The following is a 14,257-nucleotide window of genomic DNA, read 5'->3' on the forward strand; positions in this document are numbered from 1 at the left end:
CCAATTGTTGCGAAAGAATCTGTCAAGAGTTTGCTGGCTGAGTTAAAAGAAAAAGATCTATCTATCTATATGTTAAAGGCGATGTGCTTTGATCTCATTAATACGATATTGAAATGTATTTCTGAGTCCAGAGCTCAATATAACGCTAATCAGTTACGCGGCTTAGTCGAGTTCGAATCGTTAGAAGGTTTAGAGCGAACATTGGACCTGTTTATTAAAGAAATATGTAATGAAGTGAAACGAAATAAACTCAATCGTCAAAACGAGTTAAGGGATCAAATCCTTACCTATATTCATCAACAGTATACATCTCATTCGCTTAGCTTAGAGCAAATAGCCGAAAAGTATCAGCTTTCTTCCTCCTACGTTAGTCGAATGATTAAGGAAGAAACAAGCTACCCATTCACGAAATATATTTGGAAGCTAAGGATGGAAGAATGCAAACGTCAGCTTAAAGATACGACATTACCGATTAAAGAAATCGTTTTGGATATTGGTTATTTAGATGTTGCGAATTTCATTAGAAAGTTCCGTAAAGAAGAGGGAGTTACACCTGGACAATACCGGAAGAATGTTGAGTGAAATGATTCTACTTATTTGAAGTGGGGATAGCATATCATGGCTATCCCTTCATGTTTTTAATCCAATAAAGGTACAATCTACCATTGGGGATTGATGTACTAATAAGTAAATGACCTTTGTAAACGGGATTAGCTAACAGAGTTCAATTAATAGATAGGACAAGGGAGAAATCAGAAGGTTTCTCTTTTTTTCATCCCATAATGCTTCATTATATGAACGATTAGTATGTTAAATATGATAATCAGAATATACATAGTAAAGCATAATCGACATATTTCAATGCTGGCGATACGTCATTTATCGAGATAAGTAAAAAAATGATCTATCTCAAATAGGATAGCTAACTACAGCTTATCTATTTATAAGACTAGTAATCTTGCACAAACCGTATGCAAAAGTGACATATATACTTTAAAAAATCAATTATGCTACATTCAAAGCGTCAACGATCCTAACAACCACACAGGAGGTGAAGCAAGGTTACTCAGTACTTGACTCGTACTGAAACAAACGATTGAAAAGGATGGCCAATAGTGTTTGTGCATTCCTAATAAATTCTTTAACACACAAAGATGGTAGTAAGAAGACGGTCATCGCTTACAGTTTTCTTATTATGAATTTTCGGCAGTTGTTGCACATCATCGTAGGGTCGGTGGCAAAGGGGAATAGGGAAAACCATAAATCACCACAGAACATACCTATTGAAACGGTATTGGTATGAATAACTCTTGCAGCTCTAATTGATTGTATTAGCTTTTTCTAACACGGAACCTACAAGGAGGATAAGAAACATGAATAAGGTATGGAAAATAGTATCAATTGTTGTAGTGTCACTTTTAGTTGCATGTAGTGGTGATAATAGCGTAAATGACATAGATACTTCGGAAGTAGCAGAAGCAGAGAATTTTAATAAGGAAGGTTTTCCAATTGTTGATGAACCGATCACATTACATTTTATGGCTGGAAAACATGCTACTCACGCAGATGATTATAATGAAGTTACCATATGGAAAGAGTATGAGAAGTTAACGAATATTGAAATCGAATGGGAAATGATGCCTCGTGAAGGATTAGAAGAGAAACGAAATTTAGCATTAGCTGGTGGGAACCTACCAGATGTCTTCTATACGTCCTATATGCCAAATAGTGACTTGATCAAATATGGGCAACAAGGTGTATTCGTCACTTTGAATGATTATATTGAGGAATATATGCCAAACCTTTCAACAATATTAGAAGAAAATCCGGATATTAGAAAAGGGATAACATTCCCTGATGGAAACATTTATGCTTTACCAACTATCTATGATCCAGAGTTCCCATCTCTATTAATTGGCTCTAGGTCATGGATTAACAAGGATTGGTTAGACAAACTTGGTATGGATTTGCCAGAAACGACGGATGAATTTTATGAGTACTTAAAAGCGGTCAAAGAAACAGATCTAACTGGAAACGGGGAAAATGATGAAATTCCATTTGGTAGCACAACGATTGCTGGCTTAAGACAGCATCTAGCTGGGGCATTTGGAATTAATACGAATGGACGTAACCACCTGTTTATTGACACAGATCCTGAAACAAATGAAATGCGTTTTTTCCCTGCGTCTGAGCGCTATAAAGAAATGCTAGAATACTTGAACAAATTATATAGTGAAGGACTCATTCACGAGAATATTTATACAATTGATACGAACCAAAGTTATGCGATTGGATCAGAGGGTAGATATGGAAGTATCACAGCTCCGAACCCTGAAACGATTTATGGTGAAGCAGGAAAAAGTTTTGTCGGTTTGCCAGCATTAGAGGGTCCATATGGTGATCGTGCCTTTACAGATATCGGTTCTCCCCTAATTCACTTAGGTGGCTTTGTTGTGACGAGCGAGAACGAGCATATTCCTGAAACCTTACGTTGGATGGATTACTTTTATAGTGACGAGGGTACGAAGTTATATTTCATGGGGGTAGAGGGTCTTACGTATGAAGAAACAGAAGATGGGCTCGAGTACGTCGATGAAATTATGAATAACCCAGATGGTCTAACTATGGAACAAGCATTAAAGCCGCATATAACGTGGCTTGGTGGTGGATATCCCGGATATGTTAAGCAGGATGTGTTTAATGGTGCAGAAACGCTGCCATCTTCTATTGAATCTGCCGAAGCATTAGCACCATATCTTATAGAGGATATTTGGTCAAATTTCACGTACACGGTTGAAGAAAGTCAACGAAAAGCAGCGTTGTCAGCTGATATTGAAAAATATGTGAATGAAATGCAGGATAAGTTTATTACTGGAAATATTTCCTTCTCTGAATGGGACAACTACATTGAGACGATAGAAAAGATGGGTTTAGAAGAGTATATGGAAATTGAACAAGCCGCTTACGAACGATATATGGAAGAGTAAGAAGCCAATTCACTCGGGAAAACATTTGATGTTTTCCCGGGTACCAAAATAGGAGAGGAGACAAGCATATGGCAGGAAACGAATTGGTTATTAAGCAAAACCGATGGAATCACATACGGAATAATTTCCGCCGTAACTGGCAATTATATGCGTTTCTTTTCCCAACGTTACTGTTTTTTTTGATTTTCCATTATATACCAATGTATGGCGTACAAATTGCTTTTCGAGAATATTATGCCACATTAGGTATTTTAGGTAGTCCATGGGTAGGATTCGACCATTTTGAACGATTTTTTAATTCCTATTATTTTTGGCGATTATTAAAAAATACGATAGCAATTAATTTATATCAGCTGCTTTTGTTTCCCCTTCCAATTATCTTTGCCTTAATGCTTAATGAGTTGCGAAATGGTTGGTTTAAAAAGTGGTCGCAAACGTTAACATATGCCCCACATTTTATCTCAGTAGTAGTAGCTGTAGGTATGCTTGTTGCTTTTCTAGATCCACTCACCGGAATTGTTAATTTGGCGATTCAAGGATTAGGAGGGGAATCTATTGATTTTTTAACAAGTCCAGAATGGTTCCGCCATATTTATGTTTGGTCAGGTGAATGGCAATCCCTTGGATGGGGTACGATTATTTATTTAGCGGCACTAGCAGGTGTAAATCCGGAACTTCATGAGGCTGCCAAGTAGATGGGGCTACGCGAATGCAAAGGATTTTGTATATCAATATTCCATCGATTTTACCTACTATAGTCATTTTATTTATCTTGAATATTGGTAAGTTCATGTCGATCGGTTTTGAGAAGGTTCTATTAATGCAAAATACATTAAACTCGGAAACTTCTGATATTATCCAAACCTTTGTATATCAAACAGGATTGATAGAAGGACAATATAGTTTTGCAGCAGCAGTAGGTTTATTTGATTCGGCCATTAATGTGATATTACTCATAACTGTAAATTATCTTGCCAGAAAAGTAAGTACGAACAGCCTATGGTAAAGGAGTGGATTCTTTGAAGGAAAAAAGAGGATTATCAGATAAAGTCTTTGATCGAATTAATTGTTTGTTAGTATTTGTAATCGTCTTGCTAGTCATGTATCCACTTATCTTTGTTATTAGTGCATCGATTAGTGATCCGGCGGCTGTAAGCACAGGGAGAATGTGGCTTTGGCCCGTTGATATAACATGGGAAGGGTTCCGAAGGGTGTTTGAAAATGATGCGATTTGGCTTGGTTATAAAAATACTATTATTTATACAATTGTAGGGACGCTTATTCACCTCGTGCTCCTTCTACCAAGTTCATACGCTTTATCGCGGAAAGAACTAATGGGAAAAAAATATTTGCTTTGGTTCATTCTGATTACGATGTTATTTAGCGGGGGGCTCATTCCGACCTATTTAGTCGTCCACTCATTAGGAATGCTTAATACTATTTGGTCGATTGTCATTCCAGGAGTCGTTGGGGCTTGGTCAGTATTAGTGGCACGAACCTTTTTTCAACAAAGTATCCCAGATCAGTTAGTAGAAGCAGCAAAAATAGATGGTGCATCAGATATTTATATTTTTGTCAGGATTGTTATACCACTGTCTGCACCATTAATCGCTGTAATGGCCTTGTTCCATGGAGTGAGTATGTGGAATCAGTATTTTAATGCACTAGTCTATATATCCGATAGTGACAAATACCCGTTACAGCTGGTCTTAAGACAGATCCTCATTGTCAATGAAATTGGTCAGGATGGGACAGGTGAAATTGGGTTAGCGGAATCGCTTGTAGAGCAAGTAAGAAACGCTGCTTTAGTGAAATATGCAGTCATGATCGTGTCAGCGTTACCGTTATTACTCATCTATCCATTTTTACAGCGCTATTTTGTCAAAGGTGTATTAATCGGATCGGTGAAGGAGTAGATAGATGTGGAGGATAGGGAATGAATAGATACTATCTTATTTGCCAATGGATTACGAGATTTGTTTATTTGAATATTCTATGGGTCAGCTTCACCATTATAGGGTTAGGAGTATTTGGACTGATGCCAGCTACATCGGCGATGTTTGCCGTCGTAAGAAAATGGGTGAGTGCGAACAAGGATATTCCTATATTTGCTACCTTTTGGCGAACATATAAAACGGAATTTAAACTATCTAATTTCGCAGGCTTTTTCTTTTTTAGCTCGGGCTACTTGTTAATTATTGAGCTTCGTATTTTATTTGGACAAGAGCAAATGATCTATTTATTCGGTGTAGCAGGTGTTGTTATTTTATTATTCGTACTTGGGATTATAGTGCTGTATTTCTTTCCCGTGTTCGTTCACTATGAGCTAAGTTTAGCGAACTATGTAAAGTGGCCATTTATTTTAGCGATGGTGCATCCGTTAATGACGGGATTCCTTTTGGTTAGTTTAGCTAGTATCTATTATTTCATCTATTCTACTATTCCAATTTTATTGTTCTTATTCGGTGGTAGTGTGACGGCTATATCGTTACATGGGGTGTATCGAAAACGTTTAAACATGTAAAAACAAAAGAAGTTTCCATTGTCTAGGAGGGAGAAGGAATTTATGCTACGAGTTGGTGTTATTGGGGTTGGATCGATTTCAAGATCACATATCCAAGCTTATAAGCAAAATGAACAAGTAGAGCTTGTTGCCTTATGTGATATACATCAGGAACGCTTACAGGAAAAAGGGCACGAATATAGTGTAGATAAGCTATATGTAGATTATATCGAACTTCTTCAACAAGAAGATATCGATGCCGTTAGTATTTGCACTTGGAATAACACACATGCTGAAATTGCAATAGCAGCCTTAGAAGCAAATAAACATGTGTTAGTTGAGAAGCCACTAAGCTTAAATGTGAAAGAAGCGTTAGCTGTTCAAGAAGCAGCTAGAAAGAGCGATAAAATTGTCCAAGTTGGATTTGTCAGACGACATGCAGACTCGATCAAACTATTAAAAACATTTATTGATCAGCAGGAGTTAGGCCAAATTTATTATGCGAAAGCATCCTTTCTTCGCAGGATAGGGAATCCTGGAGGATGGTTCAGTGATCAGAAGAAATCTGGTGGCGGCCCTTTAATTGATCTCGGTGTACATATGATTGATCTATGCTGGTATTTGATGGGGAAGCCGCGTCCTGTTTCAGTTAGTGGAAACTCCTATTATCAGTTAGGTAATCGAAGTCATATTGAGCATCTGTCTTTTTACAAAGCAGCCGATTATGATCCGACATTAAACGATGTCGAAGATCTAACGAATGCCTTAATTCGTTTTGAAAACGGTGCTTCCTTGTTTGTCGATGTAAGCTTTACGTTACATGCACCTCATAATACAACAGCTGCGAGTATTTATGGTGATAAAGGTGGGGCAGTTATGGAACCGAAGCTTGAAATCGTGACAGAGAAACACAATACGATCATAAATAGTACGCCGCAAATCGACCGACCGAGCTTTGATTTTGCCAATGCATTTGCCAATGAGATCAATCACTTTGTTAATTGCTGTTTGCAAGGGCAAGAAACCATTGCTCCTGTAGGAGATGGTGTCCAAGTGATGGCAATGTTAGAGGGCATTCACGAATCAGCTCAAACGAAAAAAGAGATTTATTTATAAAACTGGAGGGACAATCATGGCTGTCATTATAGTAGGAGATATTCAACCAAGTAAGTCTCTAAAAGTACTCGTTTCTGATGCCGTTAGTGACGGCTGTAATTGGATGACGAATCGCTCGGTACAAAAATGTGTACAGCTAGCTAAACAAGGGCACAAAATGTATTTGCCTGCTGAAACGGCAATGAGTAGTGATGAGTTGATTGGATGTCATGTATATTTTGAATTGGAATGTCTCCCTTTCTATAGCAAAGCAAAAGAAATGATTCAACAAGGTGATCGACCGTCCGGGGTGTTCCGATATCGACGTAAATTAAAAACAAATGGACATTTTGAATCTATGATTAGTGATTTGTATGTACTATCACGGTTGTTCGGAAATCCGTTGGATACTCATGTCAAACAGTCAAAAGCAGGTGTGAATCCAGCACATACAATTGTCACGTTAGATTTTGGAAATGGACGAATCGCACATCTAGAATACACTGAATCAGAACAAAAGCAAATTGAACTAGAGTGGAGTGGGATCGGTAAGATCATTGAATTTAATAGTGAAGAAATGGTGTCACTTTCTACTGAAACGAATACATTAACGATTCCAATACAGAACATATTCAAACATGCTCAATTAGTTAATCAGCAATTACTAGATCAATTACAAGGAATTGAGCATATGCTTACAGGAGGTGTTCAGTCATGAAAATTGGTATGATGAGCTTTGCCCATATGCATGCCAATAGCTATGCGAGAGCTTTGCTAAAGCAACCAGATGTTGAGTTAGTCGGTATATTTGACGATGATATTAAAAGAGGCCAAGCTGTAGCAAAGCAGTACGAGACGGTGCATTATTCCGAACAATCGGCTTTTCTTCACCAACCAATGGATGCAGTAATCATCTGTAGTGAAAACATACGGCATAAAGAGATGGTTATCAATGCAGCTAAAGCGAAAAAACATATTCTATGTGAAAAGCCGATAGCCACAACTGTATCCGATGCAAAAGAAATGATTCGCGAATGTGAAGAAAATGAAGTCATTTTACAAATTGCTTTCCCGGTACGGTATCGTGACCCAATTATTCAGTTAAAAGAGCTGGTTGAACGAGGAGAACTTGGGGACATCATCGCTATTCGTACGACGAATCGTGGACAAAACCCCGGCGGCTGGTTCGTCGATGAAGCGTTAGCTGGTGGTGGTGCGGTTCTTGATCATACCGTACATATGATTGATATAATGCGTTGGTATTTAGGTAAGGAAGTAACCGAAGTGAAAGCACACACGTTCATATTTTCACGATATTGATATTGATGATGCAGGTATTCTAACGTTGGAGTTTGAAAATGGTGTGATTGCGACGCATGACGCTAGCTGGTCTCGTTTTAAACAATACCCAACGTGGGGAGATGTGACAATTGAAGTCATTGGTACAAAGCAATCCGTTAAGGTCGACTCCTTAAAGGAGCATATCCGCATATTCGAATCAAAAGAGAAGTCTTTGCATCAAGTGTTTTATGGAAATAGTATGGACGAAGGTTTAATTAAGGATTTTGTCCAATGTGTACGTAAAAAAGAGAGCCTTTCATTTCAGGGTATGACGGATTAAAAGCATTGGAGGTAGCTCTAGCCGCATATGAATCAAGCACCGAGAACAAAACGGTTAGACTAGGCTAACAATGTAGCTATGTTGAAAAAAGGGAATTCGATTTTTTCGAATTCCCTTTTTTCGTACTGAGTAAGTTAAATGTTCTTATTGATTTTCTAAAGCCCTTTTTATAGACTAATGGATTTGTAACACCCCATTCGCCACCCTGCAAATAATTAACGTCACTTACATCAATTTAGCAACTTTTAATCTTAATTCTTATACAAACAGTGAAGGCATTTATCTTTGGATAAGTGCCTTTAATATCTTCTTAGTAAAAAGTTAATAGTTAGTAAACATTGTCTTAACATTGCAGAATTATACTTAAAAAAGCATAAATGAACAAATTAATGCAAAAATATTGTTTATTTATGCTCGAATAGAGATTAATAGGATAGACGCACAGATTAGGAGATAGCGATGAACAAAGTTGAAGGACTGATTATAGACCTTGATGGCACGATATACAAAGGTAATGAAGCAATTGAAGGCTCAAAAGAGACGATTCAGTTTCTAAGAGAAAAAGAGATGAAATTCGTATTTCTAAGTAATAGAGGCAATATTTCAAGAAGAATGTGCAAGCAGAAGTTAAAGGAAATGGGGATTGATGTCAATGAGGAAGAGATCCTACTAACGTCGTCTGTTGCAGCCTCCTATTTGAAAGCAAGTTACCCTAAAGATGCTGTCTGGTTTCTCGGAGGCAACGGATTAAAAGAGGAGTTAGAGCTAGAAAACGTTACGTTAGCAAAACAGCCTGAGAGAGCGGATTGGTTATTAATTACATTACATGAGGAGCTTACATATCATGATCTGAACTTAGCCTTTCGGGCTGTTCGAAATGGTGCCAAAATAATGGCTACTAATACGGACAAAATAGTACCGACTGCTGACGGGGAGTCGATTGATGTAGCAGGAATCATTGCTGCAATTGTAGCAACTACAGAAAAAGAGGTGGACGTCGTAATTGGAAAGCCATCTAGCATGATGGCTACAGCAGCCGTTGACACCCTTGGAACTTCTTTTGAACAGTGCCTTGTAATCGGTGATAGTCTTGCATCTGATATTTCATTAGGAAATTTACATGGGATGCAATCAGCGTTAGTTTTAACTGGAAATAATACTATATTTGATTGCAAGCATAGTGAGTGGAAACCAGATTTTGTGTGGGATTCAATTGAGAATCTTCAGGATTGGTTTATTTTAAGAGAAAACGAGGAGCAAAAAATATGACGTTCACAACATTAAAAGATTTACAAATAGAAAAAGAACACGTTAATGAAAATTTCCCGAAAGAAATTGTAATTCAATCAAACGCGATTGCAGAAGTAGCAACGTATTTACTATCTAGAAAGTGGACGAACATCCTAATAGTTGGAGACGATAATACAATCGATGCAGCGGGTCATAAAGTGAATAAATCTTTGATTAATGCTGAATTTAATTCGCACATCACAATGGTTGAACATGATCACTTGGGTGATGTTATAGCAGATGAAGCGTCAATTATACAAGTGATGATAGATGGGAAAAGAACGAAAGCAGAAGTTATGTTGGCCGTTGGCGGAGGGACCATTCATGATATTGTCCGTTTTACTTCACATATGATAGGGATTCCGTTTATTTCCGTTCCAACAGCCCCTCAGTTGATGGTTTTAGCTCTATGGGAGCACCGATCATTTTCAGAGGAATTAAGAAAACGTATCAAACAACGGGACCAGATGCCATATTTGCTGATTTAGAAATTATTAAAAATGCTCCTAAAGAACTTATTGCAGCAGGTTTTGGGGACATGCTTGCTAAGTACACGTCATTATTTGATTGGGAATTCGAGTCGATTGTAACGAATGAAGAATATTTAGAGAAATCCGCTGAACTAACTAGATCTGCATTGGAAGAGTGTGTGAAACATGTTCACTCTATTGCAAAAGGTGAGGAGGAAGGGTTATATGTGCTAACTTCTGCTTTAATTACATCTGGATTAGCTATGCTTCTTTACGGAAAGTCTCACCCGGCTTCTGGTGCAGAGCATCACTTATCCCATTATTGGGAAATGGAATTTCTGAAAAAAGGAAAAAGGCAACTATTACACGGAGCAAAAGTGGGCGTAGTGTATGGAAATGAGTCATTTTTATCATGAGTTAGCAAAGAAAGATCAAACCGACGGTCTATATTCAGTAGTAAATAACTGGGTAGAAATTAGAAATCGAATTGCAATGATACCAACAGCAGCTGAGCTTAAATCCCTTTTATTAATAGTGGGTGGTCCTACCTCAATAGAAGAACTTGGCATTAAACCTGAATTATTGAAGAGAAGTATGTTAAGAGCACATGAAGTTCGCCCGAATCGTTTTACTTTATTAAAAGCGTACAACGAGCAACGTGAAGCTCAGTAATTTTAAAGAAGGGAGGCAGTACAAATTGTTACCGGCTGAGAGAAAAATGAAAATTTTAGAATATGTTAGAAAGCATAAAACAGCAACCGTTAGTAGCCTTGCTGATGAGTTTAACGTTCATGAAGCAACAGTGCGTAGAGATTTATCAGAGATTGAGAAGGAAGGTTTTCTAAAACGAACACATGGTGGTGTAGTAATCGACCAATGGACGAATGAAGAACGCCCCTTTCACGAAAGAACGACGCAAAACTACGAAGAGAAAATGAGAATAGGAAAGAAGGCTGCTAGCTTCGTAGAAGATGGCGATACATTGATAATTGATTCTGGCACAACGACGCAACACATTGCCAAAAACTTAGTAAATCATAAAAACATTACCGTTGTTACGAATGATATGAATGTAGCTGCCGAGTTACGTTATGCATCAGACGTAACTGTGATAGTAACTGGAGGTGAATTGTATCCAGAAGCTATATGCTAAATGGAATATATACAGATTATGTGTTGAATTCATTACATGTTCTAAAAGCATTTATTGGAACGCCAGCTTTCCACCCAAAACACGCTGATGCATATGGAAGAAAGGCTCATTCCGGCAAAGCAAAGCATGATTAAAGCGGCACAAGAAATTTTTGTTGTTACAGATCATAGCAAGATTGGCAAGGTGGCTCTTCATACGTATGCACCAATAAATCAAATTCAAAATTTAATTACTGGTGAAGAAGTTCCTGACCTAGATATAGAACCATTCAAAGAAGCTGGAATTAATGTGTATACGGTTTAAAGTGAGTTCACTAATTTTAGATTTGGAGGGAGAACTGTGGCATCGATTGAGTTTAAAAACGTAACAAAGAAATTTGATAAACAACCGGTAATTGATTCCCTTAATTTAACGATTGAAGCTGGGAAATTTACGGTATTAGTAGGGCCTTCTGGCTGTGGGAAAACAACGCTTTTGCGAATGATTGCGGGAATCGATCCTCAAACATCAGGTTCTGTATTAATTGATGGGAAGGATGTGACTGATCTTGCAGCTGGAAAAAGAAAGGTAGCAATGGTGTTTCAAAACTATGCTTTATATCCAACTATGTCCGTTCGCCAAAATATAGAATTTGGATTGAAAAATAATAAAGTGAGTAAAGCAGAACGTGTGAAATTAATAGAGAGTATCAGTAGTTTAGTTGGTCTTAGTGAATATTTAGACCGGAAACCTTCTGCGTTATCGGGCGGTCAACGTCAAAGGGTAGCTTTAGCACGAGCGATGGTTAAAAAGCCAGCAGTGTTTTTAATGGATGAACCACTTTCGAACCTTGATGCTAAATTACGAGTTCAAATGCGAACAGAATTAATTGAGTTACATAAAAAGCTTGGTACTACTTTTGTATACGTAACACACGACCAAGTGGAAGCAATGTCAATGGCCGATAAAATTATATTAATGAATAAAGGGGAAATCCAACAAGAAGCTTCTCCGAAGGAAATTTATCATGAGCCAAACAATTTATTTACGGCACAATTTATGGGGTTGCCACCGATGAATGTAGGAGAACTCGGTTTAGATGGAGTTAAATTCGGTTTTCGACCAGAAAGTGCAAATCTAACGATAGAACCGAACACGAAACATTTGTCGTTTCGTGGAAAGATCGTAACGAGAGAAATGCTCGGTTCTGAAACGCTTTATCAGGTTAAATACAAAGAGCGATCGTTTATGGTTAAAGCGTTTGAAGATAACCTTTCAGTGGATCAGGAAGTATATCTTGGAGTTGATAAGTACAAATTATATTTCTTTGATTCTAATGGTCAGAGAATGGAAGCAGAAGATGTGATTAGTCGAGATTATTTTGACGTATTACGGAGGTATTAACATGTCCAAACATCAATTGTGGATAAAGATTCGTCCGTATATCATGATAGCACCTGCGATGATTGGAGTATTTATTTTCGTTATTTATCCGATTTTTTATTTAATCTACTTAAGCTTTTTTAATTACAACCTGATGAATAAGGCTAAAAGCCAATTTATCGGTTTGGATAATTATATTCAAATTTTTAGCCGTAGTGATTTCTATGTCGTCCTTTCTAATACGTTAACCTACACGTTAGGCGTTGTTATATTCACGATCGCACTCGCTTTACTCTTTGCAGTTTGGTTAAGTAAGAAATCAAAACTAAATATGATTGTACAAGCAGGAATTTTTACACCTCACATCATTTCAATAGTATCTATTGCATTGGTTTGGTTGTGGTTAATGGAACCTAATCTTGGATTTTTAAATTTCATATTAAAAGAGTTAGGGTTACCGACATCACAGTGGTTGCAAAGCTCGAGTACAGCAATGGAGTCTATTATTCTCGTTTCGGTCTGGGGTAGTGTTGGATACTATACCTTAATTATTATTGCCGCACTTCAAGGTGTATCTCCAAATATTTATGAAGCAGCTGCTTTAGACAATGCGAATAAACTTACTGTATTTAGAAAGATTACGATGCCTCTCATATCACCACAGTTATTTTTTATCTTAGTGATTATGACGATTGGGTCATTTAAGGTTTTTGATACTGTGCGAATCATGACAGGTGGAGGTCCTAATAACTCGACAAATACGATCGTTTATTACATTTATGAATTTAGAACGACGAATATCGGCTATGCTTCGGCAACAGGAGTTGTATTAATGGTTTTAATCGGTGTGCTAACAATCCTATACTTTAGGGTTCTGTCAAAAAGAGTTCATTATCAATGATAGCTTTTAGGAGTGAAGTAGGTTGAAATTATTTGTGAAAAATATATACCATTTACCAAGTTCATTATTAAAGGTAGTTGTTTTGCTAGTCTTCACTTTCCCGTTTTTGTGGATGATTTCTACATCACTTCAAACATTTCAAGAAACGATGACTTTTCCACCTACCATCATACCTGAAGTTCCGCAATGGGGGAATTTTGTCGATGCAATGAAGGCCGGACCTTTTCTAACGTATGCTCGAAATTCGGTCATCATTACGGTTTCGATCATTACAATTCAAATGGTCGTCATGATACCGGCAGCATATGCCTTTGCAAAATATGAATTCTTTGGAAAAAAACTATTTTTTGCCCTAGTATTGCTTGCTTTTATGATTCCAGGACAAGTTACGTTTATCCCTGTTTACTTAATGTTAGCAGATTGGGGATTGATCAAAACATTATGGCCTCAAATTCTTCCGTTTATGGCAAATGCCTTTGGAATCTTTCTACTTAGGCAATATTTCATGCAAATACCTGAAGAAATCATTGAGGCTGCTCGTTTAGACAATGCTAGTGAATTTAAAATAATGTGGAAGATTATGACTCCCATGTCACTGCCAGCCTTAGCTACTATCGCTCTTTTTAGCTTTGTTAGTCATTGGAATGATTATTTTTGGCCATTAGTGATGACTGACTCAAATGAGGTTAGGCCGTTAACGATTGGGATTAGTATGTTAAGAGAAACAGAAGGGATTAGCAATTGGCATATTATTATGGCTGGGAATGTTGTATTAGTTATCCCTATATTGCTTGTTTATCTCTTTTGCTCAAGGCAAATTGTTAAGGCTTTTACTTACTCAGGGATTAAATAATGATCCCTTTAAAATAAAATAA

Annotated in this window: 11 protein-coding genes and 4 pseudogenes; all 15 read left to right on the top strand. The window is 37.4% G+C overall.

Features of this window, described 5'->3' with window-relative positions; all coding sequences use genetic code 11:
- Positions 1-30 precede the first annotated feature (30 nt).
- Entirely contained in the window at positions 31-582 is a 552-nt protein-coding gene (locus JCM19034_RS16935; protein ID WP_062051612.1) for an AraC family transcriptional regulator, read from the top strand.
- Between the two features lie 791 nt (positions 583-1,373).
- On the top strand, positions 1,374-2,987 hold the full coding sequence (locus tag JCM19034_RS16940; RefSeq protein WP_062051614.1) for an extracellular solute-binding protein: 1,614 nt from the start codon (positions 1,374-1,376) through the stop codon (positions 2,985-2,987).
- 68 nt (positions 2,988-3,055) lie between these two features.
- Positions 3,056-3,993, top strand: a pseudogene (locus JCM19034_RS16945) (ABC transporter permease).
- Between the two features lie 13 nt (positions 3,994-4,006).
- Positions 4,007-4,903 (top strand): carbohydrate ABC transporter permease, encoded by an 897-nt coding sequence (locus JCM19034_RS16950; protein ID WP_062051616.1) that lies wholly within the window; start codon positions 4,007-4,009, stop codon positions 4,901-4,903.
- Positions 4,904-4,923: 20 nt separating this feature from the next.
- On the top strand, positions 4,924-5,511 hold the full coding sequence (locus JCM19034_RS16955) for a YesL family protein (protein WP_231687009.1): 588 nt from the start codon (positions 4,924-4,926) through the stop codon (positions 5,509-5,511).
- A 42-nt stretch (positions 5,512-5,553) separates the two neighbouring features.
- Positions 5,554-6,606, top strand: a complete 1,053-nt coding sequence (locus tag JCM19034_RS16960) for a Gfo/Idh/MocA family protein (RefSeq protein WP_062051618.1) — start codon at positions 5,554-5,556, stop codon at positions 6,604-6,606.
- Between the two features lie 16 nt (positions 6,607-6,622).
- The gene (locus JCM19034_RS16965) at positions 6,623-7,303 is read left to right on the top strand and encodes a hypothetical protein (RefSeq protein ID WP_062051624.1); all 681 of its coding nucleotides are present in this window, start codon (positions 6,623-6,625) and stop codon (positions 7,301-7,303) included.
- A pseudogene (locus JCM19034_RS16970) lies at positions 7,300-8,274 on the top strand (Gfo/Idh/MocA family protein). Before JCM19034_RS16965 ends, JCM19034_RS16970 begins: the two are co-directional and overlap by 4 nt.
- A gap of 391 nt (positions 8,275-8,665) precedes the next feature.
- On the top strand, positions 8,666-9,475 hold the full coding sequence (locus JCM19034_RS16975; protein WP_062051626.1) for an HAD-IIA family hydrolase: 810 nt from the start codon (positions 8,666-8,668) through the stop codon (positions 9,473-9,475).
- Positions 9,472-10,382 (top strand): annotated as a pseudogene (locus JCM19034_RS21225) (sn-glycerol-1-phosphate dehydrogenase). Before JCM19034_RS16975 ends, JCM19034_RS21225 begins: the two are co-directional and overlap by 4 nt.
- Positions 10,363-10,638, top strand: a complete 276-nt coding sequence (locus tag JCM19034_RS23515) for a hypothetical protein (RefSeq protein WP_231687010.1) — start codon at positions 10,363-10,365, stop codon at positions 10,636-10,638. The pseudogene JCM19034_RS21225 and the gene JCM19034_RS23515 overlap by 20 nt, the downstream one beginning before the upstream one ends.
- Before the next feature lie 46 nt (positions 10,639-10,684).
- Positions 10,685-11,422, top strand: a pseudogene (locus tag JCM19034_RS16995) (DeoR/GlpR family DNA-binding transcription regulator).
- Between the two features lie 36 nt (positions 11,423-11,458).
- Positions 11,459-12,502 carry an ABC transporter ATP-binding protein gene (locus JCM19034_RS17000; RefSeq protein WP_062051632.1) on the top strand — a complete coding sequence of 348 codons (1,044 nt, stop codon included), beginning with the start codon at positions 11,459-11,461 and terminating at the stop codon, positions 12,500-12,502.
- Position 12,503: 1 nt separating this feature from the next.
- Entirely contained in the window at positions 12,504-13,382 is an 879-nt protein-coding gene (locus JCM19034_RS17005; protein ID WP_062051633.1) for a carbohydrate ABC transporter permease, read from the top strand.
- 112 nt (positions 13,383-13,494) lie between these two features.
- Positions 13,495-14,235, top strand: a complete 741-nt coding sequence (locus JCM19034_RS17010; protein ID WP_370622160.1) for a carbohydrate ABC transporter permease — start codon at positions 13,495-13,497, stop codon at positions 14,233-14,235.
- The last annotated feature ends 22 nt before the right edge of the window (positions 14,236-14,257 follow it).

Source organism: Bacillus sp. JCM 19034 (assembly GCF_001310635.1).
GTDB lineage: Bacteria > Bacillota > Bacilli > Bacillales > Bacillaceae_D > Halalkalibacter.